Here is a 25,336-nt window from a genome sequence, read left to right as displayed (position 1 = left end):
GAGACACCTTTAGGGGTGCCTTTTATTTTGCAGATTGAATCGTAAATTGGTTTTCCTCAACTAGAATTACCTGCTGATTGGTAATTGCTCTGAGGTTAATCTTTGAAGAGTATTCGTTCACAATATTTTTTGTAACTTTCTTGAACGGGCTGCTTTCATAGTGCGGTAAGGGATAAATATCGATTAAATTCAAAGCGTCGAAATTAGTTAATTCGGGCGCTTTTTTGACGCTGTCCATTAAGCTGATGTATTCAATGTTGGGGATGTAATTACTGATCCAGCTGATTCCCCAATGTAAAGTTTCCCTGAATTTACGGCATCGATGATAATCTGATCGGCGCCAGTGCGTTTAAGTTCCTGCAGTAAATAAAATGTGTTGCCGCCACTGATATAAATCAAATCATTATTGTTAATTTTTGTTCTAATTTCTTCAGTTGAGGATTTTGCGAGGTCTAATTCGTCAACGATGAGTCCGATTTTTTTGAAAGTACGCTTTTCTAATCCGACTAAAAAGCCAATAAATTCAGCCTTGCTGGCAGTCGGAATAAAAGTAACTTTTTTGCCAACAAGATTTGGCTCAAAGTCAGGCAGAAGTGCTGCAACATCGCTAAAAGCTGATGCAAGAAACATTTTTTTGTTCATCTAATTATCTCCATTTTCAGTTCATTATACGGGAAAGGATATTTTAAAACAAAATTGACTATTAAGCTAGTTTAAGTTTATAATTAAATTAACTTAAATATGCTTAAAGAGGAAATTATGCAGCAAATCCAACGACTAGAATTAATGATGGAAAAACTTAAAGATCATCATTCGTTAACCTTGAAAGAAATCATGGAGTTGACGGGAGCATCTCGTGATACAGCACGCCGTGATATTGTAAAACTTGCGGAAAATGATCAAGTAGAACGAAATTATGGAGGAATTAGTCTTCCGCATACATTTAAAAGATTAGATGATTTTTTGACTAGAGAAAAAGAGTCAGCGCCGTTAAAAAGAAGATTAGGAAAAAAGGCAGCAAGTTTGCTGAAAAATGCTGATCAAATATACCTAGATATTTCGACAACTATAGAAGCAATTCCAGAGTATCTTAAACTAAAACCAGAAACTACAGTTGTTACAAATTCGATTGATATTGCTGATCAACTTTTAAGAAAAACTAAAGCTCAGGTGCGACTATTGGGAGGTTATTATCTTCGTGATAGAAGAGCAACCACTGATTCGGCTGCATTAAAAGATATGTTTGGCTTTAATTTTAATATGTCTTTTATTAGTGCTCCCGGAATAACTGCTGATGGAGTTTATTACGCATACCCGGAAGATATCACTTTTAAACAGCAAATTCGCAGACAATCAGAAAAGATTGCACTAGTCATTGATCATTCTAGGATTGGTCTTAAGCATAATTATATCGGGCTAAAACTAGATCAAATTGACTATTGTATAACGGATGAAAGTTTACCAGCAGACTTATCGACAGAATTAAAAGAACAAAATGTTGAGATTATTGAAGGGGATTAAGATGTTAAAAGCAATTTTTTTTGACCTAGACGGCACGATTATTGATACTGAAAAAGTAATTACTGAAACTTTACAACAAGTTTTAAAGGAAGTTTTGAATTTGACAGTGAAAACTGAAGATTTAACTTTTGTGTTAGGGATTCCTGGCGAAAGAGCGTTAGATAAATTTACTAAAGATCCTAAAATTAAAGCTAAAATTGCTGATAACTGGACGAAAAAAACGATAAAGCGGCAAAATGAATACCAAATTTTTCCAGGAATTTTAAAAATGTTAAATGAATTGATCCCTTTAAAAATAAGAACTGGAATTGTTACTTCTCAGACGAAACATGAGTTTGAGCATGAATTTACTCCGTTTGGGCTAAACGATCATTTTGAATTAGTTGTGACGGCTTCAGATACGACTAAACATAAGCCTGATCCAGCTCCGATTAAATTTGCACTTTCTAAATTGGACATTTCACCAGATCAATTTCTTTACGTCGGGGATACAGCTTATGATCTTAAATCAGCTCATCAAGCAGGAGCAAAATTTGCCTTAGCTGGCTGGGGAGCGCACGAACAATTACAAGAATCAGATTATCTGCTGACAAAACCCCAAGATTTATTAGAAATAAAATAAAACCTACTTAATTACTTGTTATTTTATCAATCACACTTGACCTTGGACTTGACTTTAATGTTATTCTTAGCAAAACCGAGAAAGGTCTGAAAAATGAATATTAATCAGTGTTCTAAAGTTACGAATTGCTCAAAAGATACACTTCGTTACTATGACAAAAAAGGTTTAGTTTCGCCGACTCGCAGCAATAACGGGTATCGTGATTATGACAAAGAAGATCTAAAAAAGATTCAAATAATTCAAACACTTAAGTATGCAGGTTTAGACCTTAACGAAATCCAATTGGTTCTTAATTTACTTAATTCACCAATATCAGAAGCTTGTTACAAAGATTCAATTTCTTTTTTAAATAAGAAAAACGGTCAGTTCAAAGAACTAATCAAGTTTTATCAAAATCTAAACGACATAACTGAACAGATTATGTCGGCGGTTGAAAATAAGGAATTTAGTAAAGCAAATAATTTAATCTGGAATATAAATGGAGGTGAGCAGGCATGAGAATTTTAATTATTTATAGTTATCCAAATCATAAATCATTAAATTATAGTATTTTAAAAACTGCACGTGATAATTTAAAACTTAATAACGATGTTAAAGTCCTTGATCTTTACCAGGATAATTTTGATCCGGCTTTAAAATTTGATCAAGAGCATCCGCGTCATTTATTGAATGATGATCCATCTACCAAAAAATATCGTGATTTAGTAACTTGGGCTGACGAAATTGTTTTTATTTTTCCAATTTGGTGGGCTGGTGTTCCTGCTATTCTTAAAGGATTTATCGATCGAGTATTTGTTCAAGGTTTTGCTTACCAATATGAAGGGAAGCGGATGGTAGGTCTTCTTAAAAATAAAAAAGCATGGATTATCACAACTTGTGATGCGCCAGCTTTTTCACGCCCGTTTTTACAGGATTATGGGAAATCACTTCAATGGTTTGTTTTAAAAGCTTGTGGATTTAAAAATGTACGACGAGATATTTTGTACTCTACCAAAAATAAACCTCGGGCTCGGGAAAAGTTTATTAAGAAAATAGCTAATAAATCAAAGGCGATAGTTTAAGTGGGGGTTAGATATGGAACAATGTATTTTCTGCCAAATCGCAAACCATGAATCTCCAGCCAAAATCGTTTATGAAAATGATTCGTCGATGATAATCATGGCTAAAGAGCAAGATGTTTCAGGACATTTACTGGCTTTCTCAAAGACGCATGCCACTGACGTTACATCGATTGATCCAGAGAATTGGCTAGAGTTACAGAATACTATTAAAAAAGTTAGTGATCATGTTATTAATGATTGCGGATATGCGGGGGTTAATCTCCTTTGTGCCAGCGGTAAAGCAGCGGGTCAATCGGTAAATCATCTGCATTTTCATTTAATCTTGCGCCAAGATCATGACGGAATTGATGCGTGGCCGCACTTAGAAGAGAAGAATCAACTTGATCGAGATGAAGTATATAGAAAAATAAAAAACTGGAGCAATTTTTAACTCCAGTTTTTTATTTTTAATATTTACCGCCAAAAACAGGGTACTTGCTAGATGCACCATAATCGATCGATTTAATGCTTTCTAAAGTATTCATATCTTCATCAGAGATCACAAAGTCGATTTCAGCGTTTGATTTCATATGTTTAGGATTAGCGGCTTTTGGCAAAACGACAGTATTTAACTGCCAGTCATAGCGGATTGCAAGTTGTGGAACACTAACGTTGTATTTGTCAGCCATTTGTTTAATTCGCTCGTCTTGCATCATGGCACCATGTGCGATTGGTGAGAAAGCCTCGACCACAATCCCTTGATCTTGGGAATACTTGATTAAATCCATCGGAGTAGCGCCAATATGACAAAGAATTTGGTTTACTGCCGGTTTGGTACTGCTGTTGTTCATAATGTTTTCAAGGTCAATTTTTTGGAAACTTGAAACTCCGATTGCCCGAAGTTTACCTTCCTTCATTGCATCTTCAAGCGCTCTCCAAGCTTCAAGGTTGCCCTCAAAGTGACGATCATCGGACTGATTAACTTCTTTCCAAGGCTGAGGATTATGGATAATCATCATATCAAGATAATCTAAATCCAACTTACTTAGGGATTCGTCAATTGATTTTTTGGCCTCATCGTAGGTTTTTAGTTCTGCTTCAACCTTAGAATTAACGAAAATTTGATCACGGGGAATGCTAGAATTTTTCAGTCCCTCTCCCACGCCACGTTCATTTCCATAAGCTTGCGCTGTATCAATATGACGGTAACCAAGATCTATTGCACTCTCGACCGCTTTAGCGACTTCTCCGTCAGGGATTTCCCATACCCCGAGAGCAAAACGAGGGATTTTAACCCCATTATTTAAAGTATCTGTTTCATCAAAAATAGTCATAGTATACCTCCGTAGTTATTTTATTACTTAAAGTTAACTTTAAGTCAAATGGGGAATTAGAAAAATAGCACCCCGGTTAGGAGTGCTAATTCTTTAAGCTTGGAATTTCTTGAAAAAATAACTAAGAGGTTTCAGAGCTTGTGCTTGGTATTTTTCAACGAATTCGTCGACTTTATCTTTTGGCTGAGTTTCAGGATCTAAGAACATATGAATTGTTGTAAAAGGCATTTCATGCGTATATTTAACGTCAATAACGACCGGTCCGCTGGCTTCTTTGGCTGCTGCCATTGAGGCCTTTAGATCATCTAATGTTTTAACAGTATAAGCCTCAGCTCCCATTCCACGAGCGATTGCAGCCCAATCCGTTGACATAATATCAATGCCAGAAAGTGGCTGATTGGAGTCATCACGTTGTTCAGCTTCAATAAATCCCAAAGTTTCGTTGCTAAAAACAATATTAATAATATGAAGATTGTATTTAACTTGCGTTAAAATTTCTTCGATTAACATCGCAAAAGCACCATCACCACTTAAGCTGAAAACATCTCGGTGCGGATAGGTGATTTTAGCAGCAATTGCAGCTGGTAATCCATATCCCATCGTGGCGTATTGCGCGGAAGTAGTCCACTTTTGTTCATCATGAAGGCTGATTAAACGTTCAAAATCGATATTAACGTTTCCAACGTCAACTGCAAATATTGCTTTGTCACTAGCGGTTTGATTAATGATATTAAATACTGGCTCCGGACGCAATGGTACTTCGGGGTCGTTTTTAAAACTCTCCTGCCATTCACGCCAGTTTTCTCTGTCAGCTAACGCTGCTTGATAAAACGGTGTGGGTGCTAATTCTTCCCCTTTTGCAGCAAGGGCTGCGAGAGTTTTCTTTGCATCAGCAAGAATTGGTACTTCAACCTGATGACGTTTGCCAATTTTTTCAGAATCGACATCAATTTGAATTGATTTAGCCATTGGATTGAAAAGGTCTCGGGAGAATGGAGAATCACTGCCGACCCAAAGAATTAAATCAGCATTAAACCCGACTTCAACAGCAGGCTTATTAGCAACTCTTCCGGTAACACCTAAGTAAGAAGGATAATTATCTTCTAAAACACCTTTGCCTAAATACGTTGAAATTAACGGCATCTTAAATTTTTCTGAAACAGCTTTTAATTCGGCAGCTGCTTTTTTTGTTCCACGTCCAAAATAAATAAGTGGCCGTTTTGCCTCTTTAATTAATTGGATCGCTTCATCGATTTTTGTAGGATCAGGGTCGGGATAAATAGGGGGATTATAATCGGCAGCACTTGAAACATAAGTGTCGTCAATTTCCGCCCAGCCTAAATCTTTTGGCAATACTAAAACAGAAACGCCATGATATTTATAGGCATGTCTGATTCCTTCATCGACAAGTTCAGGGAGATTTTGCGCATTGACGGCAGTTTTAGTCCAAGCAGCGACATCTAAAAATGCAGGCTCTTCATCCATTGCTTGAAACATATCCCGGTTCATACTAGCTAATGGGACTTGACCAACGATGGCAAAGACTGGTGCATGGTCATGACGGGCATCGTATAGTCCATTTAAAAGATGAATTGCCCCAGGACCAGCGGAACCGAAACAAACACCAATTTTACCAGTTAATTTTGCTTCGGCTGAAGCAGCCAAGGCACCTGCCTCTTCGTGTCGTACTTGAATGAATTTAATTTTATTGCTTTGGTTATATAAGGCATTCATTGTTGAATCAAAAGATCCGCCGGGATATCCAAAAATATGATCGACACCCCATGATTCAATTACCTTTAACATTGCATCTGAGCCACTAATTTTATTAACCATTTTGTAACCTCTTTTTCTTTGAAACGTTTTCACAGGGTAAGCCTAACATTACCAATAATCATTGTCAAAATCCTTAAATCAAAAAAACTCACCTTTAATTTAAGATGAGTTTTTAATGTTTTATGGTTTAGTTTCAGAATTTCCAAGGATATCACGATGGGTGGTCCAAAATCCATCTTTAGGCCGATAGAATCCTTCAGGATTAGGTTCACCTGCCTCTTTTAAGAAATGACTAAATGGTTTTAAATCTTGTGCTTGATATTTCTTGACAAAAGCATCAACTTTCTCTTTTGGTTGAGTTTCTGGATCAAGGAACATGTAAACCGTGGTAAATGGCATTTCATGAGTATATTTAACATCAATCACGACAGGGCCATTATCATTTTTAGCAGCAGCCATTGCATCTTTAAATTCTTGTGGGGTATGAGCAGTATAAGCCTTTGCTCCTAAGCCCTTACAAGCCATTGCCCAATCAGTTGGGATAATATCAATTCCAGATAATGCTTGATTAGTATCGTCACGCTGTTCGGCTTCGATGAATCCAAGAGTTTCGTTACTGAAAATTATATTAACAATATGAAGATTATATTTAACCTGAGTTAAAATTTCTTCCATTAACATGGCAAATGCGCCATCTCCGTTTAAGCTATAAACGTCGCGGTCAGGATAAGCAACCTTGGCGGCAATTGCTGCTGGAAGTCCATAACCCATTGTTGCGTACTGACCAGAAGTTGTCCACTTTTGATCGCCATGAAGATTAGCTAATCGTTCAAAATCAATATTAACGTTACCAACATCCACAGCAAAAATTGCTTTATCGCTAGCCGTTTTATTAAGCGTATCAAAAACTGGCTCTGGTCTAATTGGGGTACTTTGATCGTCTTTAAAGCTGTCTTCCCAATCACGCCAGTTCTTATTATCTGCCAGAGCAGCTTTATAAAATGGAGTTGGTTCTAAGTCTTCACCGTAATTAGCAAGTGCTGCAAGAGTTTTTTTAGCATCAGCTAAAATTGAAACTTCAACCGGATGACGTTTACCAATTTTCTCTGAATCAATATCTACTTGAATCACTTTGGCTTCAGGATTAAACAAAGCTCTTGAAAATGGAGAGTCATTTCCGACCCAAAGAAGTAAATCAGCGCCAAAAGCAACATCAAAAGCTGATTTATTAGCAACTCTTCCCGTTGTTCCCATGTATGCAGGGTATGAATCCTCAAGAATTCCTTTACCTAAATATGAAGATACTAAAGGTAACTTATATTTTTCAGAAACTGCTTTTAATTCATCAGCTGCATGTCCAGCTCCCCGTCCAAAGTAAATAATCGGTGATTTTGCTTTGGAAATTAGCTGAGCAATTTCAGCAATTTTCTTTGGTTCTGGATCAGGATAAATAGGTGCCATGTGATCACGTGCACTTGAAATATAAGTATCATCGATTTCGTCCCAGCCTAAATCTTTTGGCAATACTAAAACGGAAACCCCATGATATTTATAAGCATGTCTGATTCCTTCATCAACTAATTCAGGAAGATTTTGCGCATTTACTGCAGTTTTAGCCCATGCAGCAACATCTAAAAATGCTGGTTCTTCGTCCATTGCTTGAAACATATCACGATTCATACTAGCTAATGGAACTTGGCCAACAATAGCGAGGACTGGTGCGTGATCATGACGAGCATCGTATAATCCATTTAATAAATGAATTGCACCAGGTCCAGCAGATCCGAAGCACACGCCAATTTTGCCAGTTAATTTTGCTTCTGCTGAAGCAGCTAATGCACCTGCTTCTTCATGTCTTACTTGAATAAACTTAATCTTATTCTGTTGATTATGTAATGCATTCATTGTTGAGTCAAAAGAACCGCCAGGATAACCATAGGCATGGTCGACACCCCACGACTCGATCACTTTCAACATTGCATCTGCACCGCTTATTTTATTAGCCATTTTTTACCTCTTAAATTTAGAACTATTATAAGTAATCGCTTACAATAAGTAAGATAACATTGTTTTATTTATTTGTCAAAATATTTTTTCGGTATAACAGGATCTATCTAAAATGAATTTCAAAATAAAAAAACAGCTAAATTACCTAGCTGTTTTAATTGCTTCAATAACTGATTCCTTCTCGCTTTCAATCAACTGTACCTTGGAATCAATTAAATTAAGATCCATCTTAATTTCTCTAGTGAGACCAGGAGTGTTAATTTTAGGCTCAAAGAATTCTTTAAATTCTTTGAGTCTCTTTGAAGTGTGAAAGATGGAGGCGACGACTGTAATATAAGTTGTAAACTCCATATCACCGCCAACAGTATCTTCTAACCACTGCCAGTTATCTCTAAGCCAGCCCCAGGCAGCTTGTTCTCCTTTGGGATTATTTAAAACATTTCTAAACCAGCCGCGTAAATCTTGGGGTTTGATAACATCAGCGTTTTTAAATTCGTCAATGATTTTTGTAATCAATGCTGAGTCTTTGGTACTGGTAATTGCTAGTTGAAGAGCAGTTTTGTAACTAGCATCAGAAGTTTTTTGATAAAGTTTAAAAAATTGTTCAAAAAGTTCTGCGGAGCCATAATTATCCATTTCACTCATTAAAACTAAAGGACGAATTGCAGCTGATATCTTTGAAAGATCACTGAGCTGATTGGTATATATCTGATGAGCATCAGTAATCGTTTGAGGATTTTTAGCATACAAGGAAGCATTTAAAACTCCTGGACGCATTAGCTGATCATCAATTGTTTCGTTATCTTTTGGCTGCCAGCCCAATCGTTTAACTTGGTCGAAACTAAGACGATTGATAAAAGTTTTAAAATATTTCTCTTCAGGTGAATCGGGCACTAAAAATTCTTCTAATTTGTCAGCAATTCGATACATAGTAGCGCTTACAATTTGTGAATTGCTTTTAGCAAAACGAGGTAATAGTGGAACAATTTTGGCATATGAAATCTGTTTTCCTTCAGCTAAGAGGCGCAGATCTTGTAGGATTTGTAATTGCGAGATGGAATCGAGTTTATTATCTTCATCTAAAATATCATTTAACAATTGATCGTCATAATTAACAATAAAGTGAGAGTTATTGCCAACATTTAATCTAAAAGGAATACCTGCACTTTTGCGCAGTTCTTTATAGTTACCAAGAACCATCTTTTCTTCAGTAAAAATTTTAGGAGCTGCATTATAGTTGCTGTTTAATGGAATCTGCCATTTTCGACCAATATCATTACCATTACCCACAAAGAATTGCTTTTGGGAAATAGTAAGTTGTCCATCAATTACGCTTGCGCTAACCACAGGGTATCCTGGCTGCTCTAACCATGAGTTCATTATTTTTCCAACATCAAGACCAGAAGCATCGCCTAAAGCACTCCAGAGATTAGTACCGGTGGCGTTATGGTATTTATGAGCATCAAAATATTGTTTAAGACCACTTCTAAGTGCATCGTCTCCTAAAAGAGAACGCACCATTACTAATAGACGGGCTCCTTTTGCATAGACAATAGCACTGTCAAAAATTGAATCAATTTCTGCCGGATCTTCAACTTGAACATGGACTGATTGAACTCCATCGATTGCGTCACGTTGAAGTGCAGCTGGAGCTTCTGAAATTTGAAATAGTTCCCAAATGTGCCAGTCAGGCTCAATTGCATCAATACAAACGTACTCCATCATATTTGCGAAACTTTCGTTAAGCCAAAGATCATCCCACCACTTCATTGTCACTAAATCACCAAACCACTGATGAGCTAACTCGTGAGCAATGACGGTTGCAGCTTGTTGTTTGGTACTTAAAGACGTGTTGTCAGGATCTAATAGTAAGTATGCTTCTCGGTAAGTCACAAGACCCCAGTTTTCCATTGCACCGGCTGAAAAATCAGGTAAAGCTAACTGCCATGAATGAGGTAGTGGATACGGTGTTTGATAAAAGTCTTCATAAAATTCAATTGAACGTTTAGCAATATCAAGGGCAAAGTCCAATTCTTTTGCTTGATGAGCTTTAGTAGCAAAAACGCCAATTTTGACCCCACTTTTTGTTGTAGTCTGTTTATTTTGCATTTCGCCAAATGCAAACGCAACTAAATAAGTAGACATTCTAAGGGTTTCGTCGAAATAGTGAACGCCATTTTCTACGTGGTTTTCCGGCATATTGGCAATGATTGTTTCACCTGGCTGTTCGTCAAATTTAATAGCAAGAGAAAAAGTTGCCTTGGCTTCAGGTTCGTCGACGCATGGAAAAGCTTGGCGGGCAGCAGTAGTTTCAAATTGAGTACCAATCAACTGCTTTTTTTCACCGTTAATTTGAAAATAAGACGGATAAATTCCCATCATTGTATCGGTTAAAGGTGCAGTGTAATCAATCTTGATAACGGTTTGACCTGTTTGAAAAAGTTCAATTTGGATTGCTTCATTTGCATTATCAAGTGAAAAGTTTACTACCTTGCCGTTTGCTTCGACAGAGGAAACTTTTAAATATTTTTGATGAATTGCAATTTTATTTTCCTTTGCATCCCCTGTAATCGTGCTAGTCCCTTTGATAGTCTTGTTTTGTCGATTAATATCAATAAAAACATCGTAATGGGATGGTTGAAATAGTTCATAAAAATGTTTTGATTCGCTCATGAATACTCCTTTGAATTTTGGTTTAGTTTTATCATACCGCTAATTAACTCTTTTATGATTATAATTTTAAATGTATAAATGCATTTATTTATCGTTATTTTTGAATAAATTTTAAAAAAACAAGTTTTTACTTGACAGAGGATGTATAATTATACCAATAAAATTCACCGCATTGAAAATGTGGTACCGAGTGGATAATCTGATTCGGTAGAAAGGGTTGAAAATGAAAAGAATATTTAGTCGGCTAATCTTGGGGTTAAGTTTTTTACTTTTAATTTTAGGCGGGACCTTTACTTCAGTTCATGCAGCTGATAATAGTCTAGATAAGATTAAATCTAAGGGAGTTTTAATTATGGGGACTAGCCCAGATTATCCACCTTACGAATTTTTAGTTAATCAGCACGGTAAAGAGCAAGTTGTTGGGATGGATGTTGAAATTGCTAAAAAAATTGCCAAAGATCTTGGGGTAAAACTACAAATCAAGAAAATGGATTTTGATTCTCTTTTAGTGGGGCTTGAAACTGGGAAAATTGACATGGTTCTTTCAGCAATGAGTCCGACAGCTGAGCGGGAAAAATCAGTTGAATTTTCAAATATTTACTATAAATCAGGACAAGGCATTATTGTTAATAAAGCAGATGAGCATTTATATCATGATAAAGATTCATTTGCTAATAAAACTGTCGGAGCTCAAAGTGGAAGTTTACAGTCTGATCTAATAAAAAAACAAATGAAAAAGAGTAAAGGACGTTATTTAACAAAAGTAACAGATTTAGTCCTTGCTTTAAAATCTCATAAAATTGAAGGAATTGTCGCAGAATCGGCAGTATCAACAGCTTACGTGAAAAATGACCCTTCACTTGCTTATATTAAGGGAGGTTTTGATCTAGGTAGTGATCAAGCGGGAACAGCAATCGCTTTTCCAAAGGGAGCAAAAACTTTAGCTCAGGCTGTCAATAAAAGCCTTTCAGAAATTAAAAAAGATAAATTGATTGATAAATATTTGAGTGATGCTGGGAAATTAATGGCAGGCAATACTAGTAACACTTCAATGCTTCATTATTGGAAATATTTTGCCAATGGGGTGTACTATACATTACTTATTTCTGTAGTTTCAGCAATTTTCGGAGTTTTAATTGGGATGCTTTTCGCATTGATGCGATTAAGCAGAAATAAAGTTCTACATGATATTGCGGTTGCTTATATTGAATTTATCAGAGGGTCACCTTTAATGGTTCAGATTATGTTTGTTTATTTTGGTTTAGGATTATTTATCAACATCCCGGCACTTCTTTCCGGTATTATCGCGGTATCTCTAAATTCAGCTGCTTATGTTGCAGAAATTATTAGAGGAGGCATTAATAGTATTCCAAAAGGACAGACCGAAGCTGCCAGAAGTTTAGGGTTATCACGTCTTCAAACAATGCAGAGTGTTATTTTGCCTCAGGCGATTAAAAATATTTGGCCGTCTTTGGGAAATGAATTTATTTCATTAATTAAGGAAAGTTCGATTGTTTCCATTATCGGAGTTACAGATCTTATTTACCAATTGAGGGCAGTTCAGACAGCAACTTATAAAGGAGTAGCGCCGATTGTTGTTGCGATGATCTTGTACTTTATTATGACGTTTGGATTATCTAAAGTATTATTACACTTCGAAAGGAAAATGAAACATGACAGTTGAATCAAAAGAATTATTAAAAATTGAACATTTAACCAAAAAATTTGGAGATAATTTAGTGCTTGATGATATTTCAGAAACTATCAATCAAGGGGATGTAATTGTAGTTATTGGAGCTTCTGGTGGTGGAAAAAGTACTTTTTTGCGTTCGCTTAACCTATTGAATGAACCGACTGATGGAAAAATTATTTTTGAAGGAACTGATCTAACTGCTCTAAAAGATAAGGAACTTGATCAGATTCGAGAAAAAATGGGAATGGTATTTCAAAGTTATAATGTTTTTCCTCATTTAACTGTTAAGGAAAACCTTAAATTAGCACCGTTAAAAGTTAAACAAATGAGTGAAAACGAAGCTGAACAAATTGCGGTTAAATTATTATCGCAAGTTGGTTTATCTGAAAAAGCTGACGTTTATCCGGCAAGCCTTTCTGGCGGTCAGCAGCAGCGGGTTGCGATAGCGCGTGCTTTAGCCATGCAGCCGGATGTAATGCTTTTTGATGAACCAACCAGTGCGCTTGATCCTGAAATGGTAGGAGAAGTTCTTAAGGTAATGCAGGATTTAGCCCAAAGTGGAATGACGATGGTTGTAGTTACTCATGAAATGAGTTTTGCTAAAGAAGTGGCAGATCAAGTATGGTTTATGGATGGTGGTAAAATATTAGAGAAAGGGAGTCCAGAGCAGATATTTAACCATCCGAATGAAGATCGGACTAAAGATTTCTTGGCGCGGGTTTTAAGATCAGCTTAGGTATAATATGAAGGAAGTTCAATTAGTTTTAACTGATTTAGATAGTACACTTTTGACAAGCGACAATGAAGTTCCAAAGCAATTTTATGAATTGATACCTCAATTAGAGGATTTAGGAGTTACCATCGCAATTGCCAGTGGAAGGCCATTGATAACACTTAAAAACTTATTTCCCGATCCCAAAATGGTTCTGATTTGTGATAACGGGGGCTTAATTTATTATAACGGGAAAATTAGATTTAAATCTTTAATTCCTGTCAACGAATATCAATCAATGATCTCTTTAGTGAATCGAAAGACTAAAGCAGTGCCAATCGTTTGTGGATTAGATGCAGGCTACATTCCGGTTAATTTTCCGCGGGTTGCTGAACGGTTAACATCATTTTTTAAAGAGCTGCGGTTAGTTGATGATATGTCTAAATTAAATGTTGAAGCTGATAAATTCACTGCATTTTCGATCGATCAACAAAGTCGTAAAACGTATCAGCAAGTGATGGAGCCAGCTCTTAGCACAAAATATTCAGTTGTTGTGGGCTCAGATGAGGCGGTTGATGTGATGAATAAAGGAATTAACAAAGGAAGTGCAGTCAAATTTTTGGGTGAGCAGTTAAAAATTGAACCGCAAAAAATGATGGCCTTTGGAGATGCCGAAAACGATGCTTCAATGTTAAAAAGAGTTAAGTACAGCTATTTAGTTTCCAATCATGCCATTGGAATGGAAAAGTGGGCTAAATACCGAACTAGTTCAAACGATGATCTGGGGGTAATTAAAGTTTTAAATCAATTAATGACAGAAAAAAATTAATGATAACAAAAAACCAGTGCGACGATTGCACTGGTTTTCAAGTATTAGGGGAGAAAATTACGAAAAGTTATTACTTACTTTAGGGGGAAAATTCAAATGAATGTAGGGAAAATATGAATTTTAATGTTTGGGAGTAAATCACTTTACTTAACCTACAAGTTAATGATATCCAATAATTGTGAAATTATTATGAATAATTATCGATCATTTGTTGCTTCTTAGAAAACTAAAAAACAGAACGACGATTGTTCTGCTTTTTTGGGGGGATATTAAAATGTTGTTTAGTTTGTTATAAGGGAGAAATTTATTTTATAATCTATAAGGAGAAATAAATATAGTACATTTTCAGGTATTAAAATATTTCTTTAATACCTTGATAATTATCATAGATAAAAAATATGAAAAAAGCATGAAAGAAGTTTGATATTTATTTTAGATTTTATTTCTCAAAATGCAAAAACCAGAACGACGTTTGTTCTGGTTTCTTATTAGGGGAGAAATTATGAAAAAAATCATTTTATTGGGGAGAAATTATGAGATCTTACTCTCTGATTTTACTGTTAGCAGTCACCTTCCTTTTTGTTGATGATTTAATCATAAACAATAAATGTGATGATAATTTGAACTAATCTTGACAATTACTTTTAGTAAGTGTGAAGATTATAGATAAGTTAAAGATTTCAAGCAAATTGAATTGTCGGCTTGACTTTGGATGAGTTCAGGGTAACAATTGAATATTGCAAAAAGTAAGTAATTTGGAGGAATTTTTTGATTCAAAAAAATAAACTTAGAAAATGTGCAGTAGTTTTAGCAATGTTTTCAATATTTGCCACCCCCAGCAATGAAATTTTTGCTAAAACCAAAATTCCTTCGACTGTAAAGACGAAGGCCAAAAATAAAAATATTAAATTATCAGATAATGATACCGCAGTTTCACTTGCTGCTTCAAATGCTGTCATTACAGTTCACTATTTACCGGGATATAAGATTGCAGTACGTAATACTTATAGCGCAGAAAGACAAAATACGGGTAATTATTTACCGCATAATACAGCGTGGAAAGTTTTTAAAGCAGTGTATTACCAAGGACATGTTTGGTATAACCTAGGCGGTAATCAGTGGGTAAGTGATGAGTATACAACAGTAACCAGCGGGACAGTAGAAACTCCCAATATTGTTAGTAATACACCGTTAAATTTTACAGGAAATGATCAGCTTTTATCACTTAATGGGATTGTTTCCATCCATTATGTACCAAATTATGGCATTATGATTTGGGACGGCTATACTGATTCCCGCAAACCGTTAAATCGGTATTTGCCGCATGATTCTAATTGGCGGGTATTTTCGGCTATTCAACATGGTGGACATGTTTGGTTTAATTTAGGCGGTAACCAATGGATTGATGGAGATTACGCTTATTACACAGCCGACGAAGATAGTAAGAACATGGGGATCCCATATATCAATCAATATACCAATAATGCTCCTTACGGCTGTGAGGCAGCTTCAGCGCTAGAAGCAATGCACTATAAAGGAAAGTTGACTGATTGGAATTTACCGCAGTTTCTTAAAACAATGCCGATTTCTTCGGATGATAACCCATATCACGGATTTGCCGGAACACCTTATAAGTCAGTTTCAGGTGTATTTCAGACAATTTTTCCTTCGTCTTTTGTACCATGGGTTTCTAAGTATACTGATGTGACGGATATCAGCGGTGCTTCAGTTGACGATATTGCGGATCAGGTTAAAAAGGGTAATCCAGTAGTAGCATGGATTACGGTTGGCTTTCAAAAACCAAAATTTTCTAGTTATTTCTGGGGAGCGGCAGTAGACAACCTTCATGTTTTAACGGTCGATGGATATAATAATGCACAATTTCACGTTTCTGATCCAATGAAAGGTGGTTATTGGATCTCAAAAACTCAATTTTATGAAGCATATGCACCTTATCATTACGCAGTTGCATTTAATTAAAAAAGTAGCCAGCTTAGTTTTAAGCTGGTTTTTTAGAATTCAAAATGAAAAGTGAACAATTAATTAAATTAGAAATAGAAAGTTTAAGGCGTGACGGTTGGAATCGTCGGGCGTTAAAAACTTTGATTAATGTTATTAATTCCGATAATCTAAAAGATCAGTTAATTCAGGCTCATCTTATTGGTTCGGAGATTTTTTCTCTATTAATAGAAGCACAGTTTAAAAAAAGTTCCAATTATCGGCAAGTATTGTCTTTTATCATGGGACTTGTCACAAATACAAACGGTGAAATAGATTTTAGTTTACAGGCACCTTATCACTTTGATCCTAAAATGGGACCAGACAACCCTTTTTTAAGTGACTTTGCTAAATGGGTTAGACAGGCATATTTCGAATCTCAAAGAGATCAAGGTCCCGAATATGTAGGACTTAATGACCAATTAGGTTGTCAGCTGCAAATTTTTCGTCAGCTCATTGACCAGCAGAACGTGCGGTTTTTAATTAATTATTCTCAAAATGAACGAACTAATATGTATCAAGGACTTTTGCGCTATTTAAAAAATAAAAATATCAAACCGAAATTTTCAGTAGAAGCTAATTTTCACTCCAAGTATCTTAAAGAACAGGGATTTTCGAGACAGAAAAACTTTAAAATCGAAGTAGAAAACCAAATGTCAGAGTTTATTTTCAGTTTGGACTTAGGGCATTCAATCGTTAGTCAGTGGGTTAGAGGGACGAGGCTTTTACCCGATGGCACGATGGATTTAACCTATAACTATACTGATTTAGAGCAAGAAAATATTTTAGATGGAGAATCATTTAATTACGGTTACGGGGGTACAAAATTTCAACACCGCTATCTTGATGTTAATCAGCCAGTCGTTAATGATGTAAGAACCAAATTAAAGGCAGAACACCGCTGGACCTCAGAAAATGATTGGTATGCAGTTAATGCTGGTGATTATGCTGATATTGTTCGTCAAGATTCAGAAACTGATATTTTAGCCTGGGATGATTACCAGCTTTATGTTAAGCAGGATGAGTCACAACTCCTGCAAAAATATCGTGATTTTGTTGATTTTTGCCGGATGCAAAACGTGAACAAAGGTTTTGCTGATTATTATAAAAAGTATGGTCGCGATCGTCTCTACAATAAAAAGCTCGCTTAATTTGCGAGCTTTAAAGTTGTTCTAAAATTTGCTTGTGCGTCGGTTTTGGATAAGCTTGATCGAGTAACAACAAGTCATCTGAATCTAAAGTTATTTCACCGGCTGCAAGATTTATTTTCATATGTTCAGGGTTACTGGTTTGCGGGATAGCAATCGTTTCCCCGTTACGAATGACCCAAGCTAACATAATTTGATAACTGGTAGCATTGTGTTTCTCTGCCACCCGTAATACGTTGGGATTTTGTTTGATTTCAAGTCCGTGATTTTCTACTCCAGCGCCAACAGGACTATAAGCAATGAGCGGAAGATGATGTTCTTTTTGCCACGGGATCAAATCATATTCAATTCCTCGACTGGCGAGGTTATAAAGAACTTCATTTGTTTGAGCATTTTCTCCATTTGGCAGTTCCCAAAGTTCTTTGAGATCATTAGTATCAAAATTAGAGATTCCCCAATTATGGATTTTTCCTGTATCTTTTAGACGTTCAAGTTCGTTAACGGTTTCCGCTAAAGGAGTCATTCCGCGCCAATGATAAAGATAAAGGTCAAGATAGTCAGTTTGTAATCTTTTAAGGGAATCATCGAGACTTTTTTCAATTCTTTTTGAACTTGCATTACTAGGTAGAAATTTAGAAATTAAAAAAAGGTCTGCTCTTTCGTAAAATTTAATTGCTTCGCCAACAAGAACCTCGCTGTCGCCCGATCCATACATTTCTGCAGTATCAATGACTTTTGCTCCTAAATCAAGTCCAGCCTGTAAGGCTTTAAGCTGGATATCGTGAGTATCACGGGAACTTCCCATATGCCAGGTCCCAATCCCGATAGCGGGAACTTTTTTGCCTGCTAAAATTACTGTTTTCATTTTTACCTCTTAAATTAATTATAGACCAAGATTTTGAAATAATGATGCTTGACTTTTAAATCTACGGACGTAGACTAGGAATCGACTATAATCACGAAAGGAGATTTTGATGGAGGAACAGGTTGATATAAGCCAAGCTGAATGGGAAATTATGAGAATTATCTGGACTCTTGGCCCGACAAGGACAAATACCTTAGTAAAAATATTAAAAGATAAGATGAAATGGAAAGATTCCACTACAAAAACACTTCTTGCCCGCCTAACGAAAAAAGAATTTCTTACACCGACAAAAGAAGGCCGCGAATTTTGTTATGCATCTAATATTACAGAGGATGAAGCAATCGATAAAGCGGCAAAAAATCTTTTTAGCAATATTTGTGCAATGAAAGTCGGATCTTCACTAAACAGACTCATTAAAAATACACCTCTTTCAAAATCAGATATTTCAAGCTTAGAACAATTGCTTGAAAATAAATATCAAACGGCTCCCGAAACAATTAGTTGTAACTGTGTACCGCTTGAATACCAAATGGATTGTTGTGCGGTAGTAAAGGATGAAAGTCATGAATTATAATTTTGATGAAATTATTGATCGAAGACAAACAAATTCTAGTAAATGGGATGTTAAAGAAAATGAACTGCCATTAACTACGGCGGATATGGATTTTAAAACAGCACCCGAAATTATCAGTGAGCTTAAAGATAAGGTTGCAGCTGGAATTTTTGGTTATGAAAATCCCTCAGAAGATTATTTTGCAGCGGTTAAATCTTGGTTTCATAGTGAACATCAGACCGAAATTCAGCGAGACTGGATGTTGTTTTCCACGGGAGTAATCCCAGCCCTCTCTTCGATCGTCAGACGTTTAACTCACCCGGCAGAAAATGTTGTTGTTCAAAGCCCTGTCTATAATATCTTTTTTAATTCAATCGAGAATAATGGACGTAGAGCTTTAGAAAATAAGTTAATTTATAATCCTGAAACTAGAGAATATCAGATTGATTTTGTTGATCTGAAAAAGAAATTGCAAGAACCTCAGACGACAATGATGATTCTTTGTAACCCGCATAATCCAACTGGAAATGTTTGGTCAAAATCAGAGTTAGAAAAAATTGCAGCTTATTGTAATGAAAATCAGGTTATTTTGGTTAGTGACGAAATTCATGGTGATTTAGTGCTTGAAGGAAATGGTTATACACCGCTTTTTTCAATAGATCCGAGCCTGACTAATCAGGCAATTTCTTTAACTTCTCCAAGTAAGACTTTCAATTTGGCAGCTATTCATGCGGCAACGGTAATTGTTAAAAATCCATTTTTGCGCTATCAGATTGATCGAGGACTTAACAATGACGAGATTGCAGAGCCAAACTTAACGGCGATTCCAGGAACAATTGCAGCCTATCGCTATGGAGCTCCTTGGCTGAAAGAGTTAAAAAGTTATTTGCGAGATAATCGACAATTAGTCGAAGACACTTTAGATAATAAAATAAATGGAATTAAGCTGGTCAATGGTCAAGCAACCTATCTTCTGTGGCTTGACTGCAGCTTAATTAATAAAAGTTCAATCGAAATTGTTGAAGAGATTCGTAATCAAACAGGTTTAATATTGTCACCCGGCAAAATTTATCGAGGCAACGGGGATCACTTTCTTCGGATCAGTATCGCATATCCTCGTAAAGTGTTAAAAGATGCACTAAGTCGGTTAATCCAAGCTATCTAAAAGGTAAGCACCCCTTGGTGCTTATTTTTTTGTATTGTGAAATCGTGTACAATTAAGCTGAAAGCTGGCTGAAAGGAGCCATAGATTAATGATGATATTAGTAGTTTTAGGAATCATTGGATTTCCAATTTTAGTTCTGGTCGAAACAATTTTTGTTACTAACCATTATCGAACCCGGATGGCAAAAGATGATTTAAAAAGGAGAGATTTTGATCATTATTGGTTAGGACGATCGGGCGCAGGGTATATTGGCGTTAAAGGTACTAAGATGATGATTTTTAAAACGCGGGAAAATATAAAGCACTTTAACACAAAAAAACTTTTTGTTTTTACTCAAAAAACAAGAGTTGATTTTAATAATGTTTATCTTCCGCCAACAAAGGTTCAAAGGTATTGGGGAGTGATTCTTCCGCCAGAAGAATTTGATGATTTTACAAACTGGCTTAAAGAAAATCAGATTCCTAATTTTCCAATTGAGCAAGTTCTAAATGACGTGAGAATAGCGTTATCTCAAGCCCAAGCTGGTGAGAAAAATGATAGCGAAAATAAGGACTAGGATCAAACGGATTTAGTTTTAATGCGTAAATAAAAGGTTGACATTTAGTGTAAGCGCATTTATATTTAAGACGTGGTTGGTACCAGAGAACCAGTGAGGTCATCCAAATGCGACAATATAAGATGTCACTATATGAACAGATCATTGATTTATTACAAGATAAAATTACTCGTAAAATGCAGCCTGATGACAAATTGCCGTCAGAGCGCGAGCTTAGTAAAACTTACGGAGTAAGTCGTAATACGATTAGGCTTGCTTTAGATAAACTTTTACGAAGCGGCTACATTTACCGTAAACGCGGGCAGGGGACCTTCGTAGCCAACCAGAAGGAACATTTAGCTGATTTATCAAGTTCTTATAGCTTTACGGAGCAAATGAAATCATTAGGTCGAGTTCCAAATACAGAATTAATCTATTTAGCCTCAATGGAAGCGTCAAAAGTCTTAACAGAAAGTATGAATCTTTCTTTAGGTGCCCCATTGTATAAGTTAAAAAGATTACGTTGTGCAGATGGAATTCCAATGTTGATTGAAAGAACTTTTCTACCGGCGGAGATCTTTCAAGGACTGACTAGTGAACGTCTTGCCAACCATTCTCTGTACAGTGTTATGAAACGCGATTATCAGATTGAGATTGAACGAGCGGATGAATCTTTTTATGCCAGCTTAATTAATCGAAAAGATGCTAAGCGGTTAAATGTACCAAAAGGTTCACCGTGTTTAAATGTTCAACGAATAACTTATGATCGGCAGCATCGAATTGTGGAGTATACAATGAGTGTTGCTCGTGGAGATCAATTCATCTATGAAGTTCATCATGTTAATTCTTAAATGTGATCAACTTTTATGGCATGAATAGTAGTTTGTATTTTGATTCGTTTAACTGAGAAGGAGGTTAAAAGTTTTTAAAATGAACTAATGTTATCGGTGAATAATGAGTTTTTATCTTGTAATAATTTGTTTTTGAAAGTAAATTCTAATTTTTAATGGGGGATAATTAAATGACAATAATTGGTGTTCGAATTGATGGACGTCTAATCCATGGTCAAGTTGCAAATTTGTGGGCCAATAAGTTAAATGTCGGTCGCTTTTTAGTCGTTGACGACGAAGTTGCGGGAAATCAGATTGAAAAAAGCGGCTTGAAACTTGCTACGCCAGCAGGTGTAAGATTAAGTGTTTTACCAGTTGATAAAGCAGCAGATCATATTTTGGCTGGTAAGTATGATGCTCAGCGTTTGTTTATTATTGCGCGCAGACCTCAACCTTTATTACAGTTGATTGAAAAAGGTGTTCCGGTTGAAACTATCAACGTAGGAAATATGTCACAAACTGATGAGACTCGTTCAATAACGAGATCAATTAATGTGGTTGATGATGATGTCGATACCTTTAATAAGATTGCTGAAAAAGGGGTTAAGTTAACCGCTCAAATGGTACCGAGTGACGATTCTCAAGACTTTATGTCTTTGCTTAAGAAAGGGGAGAATAAATAATGCAATGGTGGCAGGTTTTACTTCTTAGTTTATATGCAGGATATGAAATTCTCGATGAATTACAAATTTATTCATCATTAAGTGCTCCAGTTGCTGCCGGTCTTGTATCAGGTCTAGTAATGGGAGATTTAAAGACCGGTCTTTATATCGGTGGTCAAATGCAATTAACCGTTTTAGGTGTTGGTACTTTTGGAGGTGCATCAAGAATTGATGCAACTACCGGAACGGTTTTAGCAACAGCCTTCTCAGTTTCTGTTGCCGGAATGAAACCAGAACAGGCAATTGCGGCAATTGCAGTTCCAGTTGCAAGTTTAATGGTTCAATTGGATGTCCTTGCACGTTTTGCAAATACTTACTTTGAACATCGAATTGATAAGAATATTGAAGATTTTGATTATAAAGCAATTGAAAGAAACTTCTTGTTTGGAGCAGGTCCTTGGGCTCTTTCAAGAATGATTCCAGTATTCTTAGCATTAGCTTTCGGTGGAAAGTTAGTAACTCAGATTGTTGCTTGGTTAAATGGACCTGTTAAATGGTTAGGTGATGGTCTTGCCGTTGCAGGTGCTGCATTACCTGCAGTTGGTTTTGCAATTTTACTTCGTTACTTACCAGTTAAAAAGCATCTTCCTTATTTGATTCTTGGATTTGTACTTACATCGCTTCTTTCAACCGTATTTACTAATATTCAAACATTAGGCGGTGGTGTTCTAGCAGTCAACAAGAAATTTGTAGGAACATTTAATGCATTACCAATGTTAGCAATTGCTATGATTGGCTTAGCGTTAGCTTTGATTAGTTATAGCCGGAATCGTAATAGCGGCGGCGGAGGAACACAATCAACCTCCAATAACTCAGATTCTAGTTCTAATAACACTTCAGACGGGGAGGAAATAGAAGATGACGAACTATAAATTAACCGATGCGGATTTTAAACAGATTAATAAACGAAGCTTGTTTGGTTTCCAGTTAGGCTGGAATTATGAAAGAATGCAGGCTTCAGGTTATCTCTATACAATTCTTCCTCAGTTACGGAAAATTTATGGTGATGGAACTCCGGAACTGAAAGAAATGATGAAGACTCATACACAGTTCTTCAACACTTCTAACTTCTTTAACACGATTATTACTGGTATTGATCTTGCTATTGAAGAAAAAGATGGCATTAGCGGGAAAGATGCTGTTGGTGGTATTAAAGTTGGTTTGATGGGACCATTTGCAGCAATTGGGGATTCAATCTTTGCTTCATTAATTCCAACAATCTTTGGTTCTTTAGCAGCTACTATGGCTAGTAATGGTAACCCGGTTGGTATTTTTATCTGGATCATTGCCCAGATTGCAGTTATGGTTTTCCGTTGGAAACAATTGAGATTTGCTTATAATCGAGGGGTTGAACTTGTTACAACAATGCAAGATCAACTAAATGCAGTTACAGATGCAGCATCTCTACTTGGAGTTTTCATGGTTGGAGCATTGGTTGCAACAATGGTTAATGTGAAAATTGCTCTTGTACCAAAAATTGGGGATGTGCCAACAAATATCCAGAACATTTTAGATACAATTATGCCTGGTATTGTACCGGCAGCTCTTGTAGGATTTATCTATTGGATCCTTGGTAAGAAGGGAATGACTTCAACTAAGGCAATCTGGTTAGTGCTGGTTTTATGTGTTGCTTTATCAGCATTTGGTATCATTTCAAAAGCTCACTAATTTCTAAAATGTAAAGGATTAAATTTTAATGAAACAACTTATTTTAATTAGCCATGGAAACTTTTGTGTTGAATTAAAGAAAAGTGCCGAAATGATCATGGGACCGCAAGAAAATATTCATGCGGTTCCTCTACTGCCTGAAGATGGTCAAGGAGACTTTTTAAATAAATTTAATGAGACTGTTAAAGATATGGATGATTATGTAGTATTTGCTGATTTAATGGGTGGAACACCAGCTAATACGGTCTCAAAAGAAATTATGCGAGGCAAAAAAATTCAGCTTTATGCCGGTGTTAATTTACCAATGGTAATTGAGTTTGTAAACAGTACGATGATTAATCAATCTTCTACGTACGTTGATGTTGCCAAAGATGGCATTGTGAATGTTAACGATGTTATTGCTGGTAATGACGACGATGAAGATGAATAAGTTTTAATTTAGTTAAGGGGCCTGCATTTATTGCAGGTCTTTTTTTAGGAGGAAATATGAAAAAATTTAAAAGTATAACTAAGTCATTGGTCATTACAATGATTCTTGCAATGGGAATAACAGCGGCTCCTACAAATATTTTAGCCAAAGATAATGCAGCTATCAATTATCCTAAATATACAGTTAAGGCTACTGAGAAAAAGGTTCAAAAAACTTTTGGTACAGAAGATCGACTTAATGTAATTGATCGATCAATTTTGTTTAATTACTGGCATAAACCAGATTTTGCACAAACTCAAAAGGCAGGAATTACTGAAAAAAGTAATATTCCTTTAATGGAAAAATTGTATCGGTTAGCTTTAAAAGTTGATCCATTAAATCCTAAATATCTTGATGGTTTGGGATCGGTCTTGATGATGCAGGATGGTAAATCTAATCAAGCAATGCACGCATGGAATTCTGCAGTAGCATCAAAGCCAGGTGATTATTATGCAAAAGCTGCACTTGCTGGTTATTTTCAATATATGATAGATGATCCTGCTTTTAATAATTCGATAAATGATATCGCAAAAGGTGATAGTCAACGCGCATCTCGCTTAAAATATTCATTTGATACATTAACTCATGCTAGAACAATGAAGCTAAATACGAAGAATAGTGAGTTAAAATTAGCTAAAAATGATCCAACTCATTTTATCGTTTTATTAGGTTTCGTTTTAGATGATAAAGGTAAAATTCAGCCGACGTTAAAGCAAAGGCTTAATACAACTTTGAAATTGGCTCAATCTTATCCAAAAGCAAGAATTTTAGTAGCAGGAGGACAATTACCACAAGAACCAAAAGTAGAATCAACGGTTATGAAGAAATGGCTTGTTAAAAAAGGAATTAAATCTTCGCGAATTACCCAAGAAGATCGATCATTAGATACAGTAGAAAATTCATTAAATTCTTCGGCCATTTTAAAAGAAAAAAATGCAAAAACCGTAACATTGGTTACGAGTGCATCTCACATGAGAAGGGCTTGGACTTTGTTTGAAATTGGAGAAAAGATGGCATATTCTGATCAAGACTATCAATACTCAATTGAAAATCTAGTGTCTATTGATGATAAGAAGTTTTTACAGCCAATAACAAAAGCTACTGATGCTAAAAAAATTGTCACTGATTTATTGAGAATTAATGGATATTGGGTTTTACCTGAGATTCAACGTTAAC

At 35.9% G+C, this 25,336-nt stretch carries 24 protein-coding genes and 1 pseudogene; 19 read left to right on the top strand and 6 right to left on the bottom strand.

Translation table 11 applies throughout. The annotated features are described in order from the left end of the window. Positions 1-22: 22 nt before the first annotated feature. Positions 23-630 (bottom strand): annotated as a pseudogene (locus R8749_RS09845) (Type 1 glutamine amidotransferase-like domain-containing protein). A gap of 129 nt (positions 631-759) precedes the next feature. Between R8749_RS09845 and R8749_RS09840 the strand changes: the two are divergent. The 5 genes from R8749_RS09840 (at position 760) to R8749_RS09820 (ending at position 3,634) form a co-directional block, all read left to right on the top strand. After that, complete coding sequence (locus tag R8749_RS09840; protein ID WP_317696436.1) at positions 760-1,521, top strand: DeoR/GlpR family DNA-binding transcription regulator; 762 nt, start codon at positions 760-762, stop codon at positions 1,519-1,521. 1 nt (position 1,522) lies between these two features. Next, positions 1,523-2,143: an HAD family hydrolase gene (locus R8749_RS09835; protein ID WP_317696435.1), complete on the top strand. Its 621-nt coding sequence runs from the start codon at positions 1,523-1,525 to the stop codon at positions 2,141-2,143. 93 nt (positions 2,144-2,236) lie between these two features. After that, positions 2,237-2,641, top strand: a complete 405-nt coding sequence (locus tag R8749_RS09830; protein WP_317696434.1) for a MerR family transcriptional regulator — start codon at positions 2,237-2,239, stop codon at positions 2,639-2,641. Then, entirely contained in the window at positions 2,638-3,204 is a 567-nt protein-coding gene (locus tag R8749_RS09825; protein WP_317696432.1) for an NAD(P)H-dependent oxidoreductase, read from the top strand. The genes R8749_RS09830 and R8749_RS09825 overlap by 4 nt, the downstream gene beginning before the upstream one ends. Before the next feature lie 13 nt (positions 3,205-3,217). Then, the gene (locus R8749_RS09820) at positions 3,218-3,634 is read left to right on the top strand and encodes an HIT family protein (RefSeq protein WP_317696431.1); all 417 of its coding nucleotides are present in this window, start codon (positions 3,218-3,220) and stop codon (positions 3,632-3,634) included. A 16-nt stretch (positions 3,635-3,650) separates the two neighbouring features. Here the strand turns inward: R8749_RS09820 and R8749_RS09815 are convergent, their stop codons facing one another. The 4 genes from R8749_RS09815 to R8749_RS09800 all read right to left on the bottom strand — a co-directional run bounded on the left by R8749_RS09815 (position 3,651) and on the right by R8749_RS09800 (position 10,973). Next, positions 3,651-4,517, bottom strand: coding sequence for an aldo/keto reductase (locus R8749_RS09815; RefSeq protein ID WP_317696429.1), 867 nt, complete (start codon positions 4,515-4,517; stop codon positions 3,651-3,653). Positions 4,518-4,610: 93 nt separating this feature from the next. Next, the gene (gene spxB / locus R8749_RS09810) at positions 4,611-6,353 is read right to left on the bottom strand and encodes a pyruvate oxidase (RefSeq protein ID WP_317696427.1); all 1,743 of its coding nucleotides are present in this window, start codon (positions 6,351-6,353) and stop codon (positions 4,611-4,613) included. 120 nt (positions 6,354-6,473) lie between these two features. Then, entirely contained in the window at positions 6,474-8,300 is a 1,827-nt protein-coding gene (gene spxB / locus R8749_RS09805; protein WP_317696425.1) for a pyruvate oxidase, read from the bottom strand. A 141-nt stretch (positions 8,301-8,441) separates the two neighbouring features. Beyond that, entirely contained in the window at positions 8,442-10,973 is a 2,532-nt protein-coding gene (locus R8749_RS09800; protein WP_317696424.1) for a M1 family metallopeptidase, read from the bottom strand. Between the two features lie 223 nt (positions 10,974-11,196). Here R8749_RS09800 and R8749_RS09795 point away from each other — a divergent pair, with 223 nt between their 5' ends. The 5 genes from R8749_RS09795 to R8749_RS09775 all read left to right on the top strand — a co-directional run bounded on the left by R8749_RS09795 (position 11,197) and on the right by R8749_RS09775 (position 17,356). After that, positions 11,197-12,657 (top strand): ABC transporter substrate-binding protein/permease, encoded by a 1,461-nt coding sequence (locus R8749_RS09795; protein WP_317696421.1) that lies wholly within the window; start codon positions 11,197-11,199, stop codon positions 12,655-12,657. After that, positions 12,647-13,402: an amino acid ABC transporter ATP-binding protein gene (locus R8749_RS09790; protein WP_317696420.1), complete on the top strand. Its 756-nt coding sequence runs from the start codon at positions 12,647-12,649 to the stop codon at positions 13,400-13,402. The genes R8749_RS09795 and R8749_RS09790 overlap by 11 nt, the downstream gene beginning before the upstream one ends. A 7-nt stretch (positions 13,403-13,409) precedes the next feature. Continuing rightward, complete coding sequence (locus R8749_RS09785; protein WP_317696417.1) at positions 13,410-14,207, top strand: Cof-type HAD-IIB family hydrolase; 798 nt, start codon at positions 13,410-13,412, stop codon at positions 14,205-14,207. 768 nt (positions 14,208-14,975) lie between these two features. After that, entirely contained in the window at positions 14,976-16,187 is a 1,212-nt protein-coding gene (locus tag R8749_RS09780; RefSeq protein ID WP_317696416.1) for a C39 family peptidase, read from the top strand. A gap of 44 nt (positions 16,188-16,231) precedes the next feature. Further along, entirely contained in the window at positions 16,232-17,356 is a 1,125-nt protein-coding gene (locus tag R8749_RS09775) for a DUF3114 domain-containing protein (protein WP_317696415.1), read from the top strand. Between the two features lie 10 nt (positions 17,357-17,366). Here R8749_RS09775 and R8749_RS09770 read toward each other — a convergent pair whose 3' ends face one another. Continuing rightward, positions 17,367-18,218: an aldo/keto reductase gene (locus R8749_RS09770; protein ID WP_317696412.1), complete on the bottom strand. Its 852-nt coding sequence runs from the start codon at positions 18,216-18,218 to the stop codon at positions 17,367-17,369. Positions 18,219-18,327: 109 nt separating this feature from the next. Here R8749_RS09770 and R8749_RS09765 point away from each other — a divergent pair, with 109 nt between their 5' ends. The 9 genes from R8749_RS09765 to R8749_RS09725 all read left to right on the top strand — a co-directional run bounded on the left by R8749_RS09765 (position 18,328) and on the right by R8749_RS09725 (position 25,335). Continuing rightward, positions 18,328-18,792 carry a CopY/TcrY family copper transport repressor gene (locus tag R8749_RS09765; protein WP_425613194.1) on the top strand — a complete coding sequence of 155 codons (465 nt, stop codon included), beginning with the start codon at positions 18,328-18,330 and terminating at the stop codon, positions 18,790-18,792. Next, a complete protein-coding gene (locus tag R8749_RS09760) occupies positions 18,782-19,936 on the top strand; it encodes a MalY/PatB family protein (RefSeq protein WP_317696407.1) in 1,155 nt (384 codons plus the stop codon). Before R8749_RS09765 ends, R8749_RS09760 begins: the two co-directional genes overlap by 11 nt. 88 nt (positions 19,937-20,024) lie before the next feature. Beyond that, the gene (locus R8749_RS09755) at positions 20,025-20,492 is read left to right on the top strand and encodes a hypothetical protein (RefSeq protein ID WP_317696405.1); all 468 of its coding nucleotides are present in this window, start codon (positions 20,025-20,027) and stop codon (positions 20,490-20,492) included. Positions 20,493-20,599: 107 nt separating this feature from the next. Further along, positions 20,600-21,322 carry a GntR family transcriptional regulator gene (locus tag R8749_RS09750; protein ID WP_317696403.1) on the top strand — a complete coding sequence of 241 codons (723 nt, stop codon included), beginning with the start codon at positions 20,600-20,602 and terminating at the stop codon, positions 21,320-21,322. A 170-nt stretch (positions 21,323-21,492) separates the two neighbouring features. Next, a complete protein-coding gene (locus R8749_RS09745; protein WP_317696400.1) occupies positions 21,493-21,984 on the top strand; it encodes a PTS sugar transporter subunit IIB in 492 nt (163 codons plus the stop codon). Beyond that, complete coding sequence (locus R8749_RS09740; protein WP_317696397.1) at positions 21,984-22,895, top strand: PTS mannose/fructose/sorbose/N-acetylgalactosamine transporter subunit IIC; 912 nt, start codon at positions 21,984-21,986, stop codon at positions 22,893-22,895. The genes R8749_RS09745 and R8749_RS09740 overlap by 1 nt, the downstream gene beginning before the upstream one ends. After that, positions 22,882-23,691: a PTS system mannose/fructose/sorbose family transporter subunit IID gene (locus R8749_RS09735; protein WP_317696395.1), complete on the top strand. Its 810-nt coding sequence runs from the start codon at positions 22,882-22,884 to the stop codon at positions 23,689-23,691. Before R8749_RS09740 ends, R8749_RS09735 begins: the two co-directional genes overlap by 14 nt. Positions 23,692-23,719: 28 nt before the next feature. Beyond that, a complete protein-coding gene (locus R8749_RS09730; protein WP_317696392.1) occupies positions 23,720-24,121 on the top strand; it encodes a PTS sugar transporter subunit IIA in 402 nt (133 codons plus the stop codon). 56 nt (positions 24,122-24,177) lie between these two features. Then, complete coding sequence (locus R8749_RS09725) at positions 24,178-25,335, top strand: YdcF family protein (RefSeq protein WP_317696389.1); 1,158 nt, start codon at positions 24,178-24,180, stop codon at positions 25,333-25,335. Position 25,336: the final 1 nt, after the last annotated feature.

It is taken from the genome of Xylocopilactobacillus apis (genome assembly GCF_033095965.1).
GTDB classification, from domain to species: Bacteria; Bacillota; Bacilli; order Lactobacillales; family Lactobacillaceae; genus Xylocopilactobacillus; species Xylocopilactobacillus apis.
The sequence above is the reverse complement of the archived record's forward strand: the minus strand, read 5'-3'. Positions and strand labels throughout refer to the sequence as shown.

Excerpts from the sequence above, each read along its gene's own strand:
- R8749_RS09820 (WP_317696431.1), top strand. The coding sequence starts at position 3,218 with ATGGAACAATGTATTTTCTGCCAAATCGCAAACCATGAATCTCCAGCC.
- R8749_RS09790 (WP_317696420.1), top strand. The coding sequence starts at position 12,647 with ATGACAGTTGAATCAAAAGAATTATTAAAAATTGAACATTTAACCAAA.
- R8749_RS09745 (WP_317696400.1), top strand. The coding sequence starts at position 21,493 with ATGACAATAATTGGTGTTCGAATTGATGGACGTCTAATCCATGGTCAA.
- R8749_RS09835 (WP_317696435.1), top strand. The coding sequence starts at position 1,523 with ATGTTAAAAGCAATTTTTTTTGACCTAGACGGCACGATTATTGATACT.
- R8749_RS09735 (WP_317696395.1), top strand. The coding sequence starts at position 22,882 with ATGACGAACTATAAATTAACCGATGCGGATTTTAAACAGATTAATAAA.
- R8749_RS09830 (WP_317696434.1), top strand. The coding sequence starts at position 2,237 with ATGAATATTAATCAGTGTTCTAAAGTTACGAATTGCTCAAAAGATACA.
- R8749_RS09840 (WP_317696436.1), top strand. The coding sequence starts at position 760 with ATGCAGCAAATCCAACGACTAGAATTAATGATGGAAAAACTTAAAGAT.
- R8749_RS09775 (WP_317696415.1), top strand. The coding sequence starts at position 16,232 with ATGAAAAGTGAACAATTAATTAAATTAGAAATAGAAAGTTTAAGGCGT.
- R8749_RS09760 (WP_317696407.1), top strand. The coding sequence starts at position 18,782 with ATGAATTATAATTTTGATGAAATTATTGATCGAAGACAAACAAATTCT.
- R8749_RS09825 (WP_317696432.1), top strand. The coding sequence starts at position 2,638 with ATGAGAATTTTAATTATTTATAGTTATCCAAATCATAAATCATTAAAT.
- R8749_RS09785 (WP_317696417.1), top strand. The coding sequence starts at position 13,410 with ATGAAGGAAGTTCAATTAGTTTTAACTGATTTAGATAGTACACTTTTG.
- R8749_RS09795 (WP_317696421.1), top strand. The coding sequence starts at position 11,197 with ATGAAAAGAATATTTAGTCGGCTAATCTTGGGGTTAAGTTTTTTACTT.
- R8749_RS09755 (WP_317696405.1), top strand. The coding sequence starts at position 20,025 with ATGATGATATTAGTAGTTTTAGGAATCATTGGATTTCCAATTTTAGTT.
- R8749_RS09770 (WP_317696412.1), bottom strand. The coding sequence starts at position 18,218 with ATGAAAACAGTAATTTTAGCAGGCAAAAAAGTTCCCGCTATCGGGATT.
- R8749_RS09815 (WP_317696429.1), bottom strand. The coding sequence starts at position 4,517 with ATGACTATTTTTGATGAAACAGATACTTTAAATAATGGGGTTAAAATC.
- R8749_RS09750 (WP_317696403.1), top strand. The coding sequence starts at position 20,600 with ATGCGACAATATAAGATGTCACTATATGAACAGATCATTGATTTATTA.
- R8749_RS09725 (WP_317696389.1), top strand. The coding sequence starts at position 24,178 with ATGAAAAAATTTAAAAGTATAACTAAGTCATTGGTCATTACAATGATT.
- R8749_RS09740 (WP_317696397.1), top strand. The coding sequence starts at position 21,984 with ATGCAATGGTGGCAGGTTTTACTTCTTAGTTTATATGCAGGATATGAA.
- spxB (WP_317696425.1), bottom strand. The coding sequence starts at position 8,300 with ATGGCTAATAAAATAAGCGGTGCAGATGCAATGTTGAAAGTGATCGAG.
- spxB (WP_317696427.1), bottom strand. The coding sequence starts at position 6,353 with ATGGTTAATAAAATTAGTGGCTCAGATGCAATGTTAAAGGTAATTGAA.
- R8749_RS09730 (WP_317696392.1), top strand. The coding sequence starts at position 23,720 with ATGAAACAACTTATTTTAATTAGCCATGGAAACTTTTGTGTTGAATTA.
- R8749_RS09800 (WP_317696424.1), bottom strand. The coding sequence starts at position 10,973 with ATGAGCGAATCAAAACATTTTTATGAACTATTTCAACCATCCCATTAC.
- R8749_RS09765 (WP_425613194.1), top strand. The coding sequence starts at position 18,328 with ATGGAGGAACAGGTTGATATAAGCCAAGCTGAATGGGAAATTATGAGA.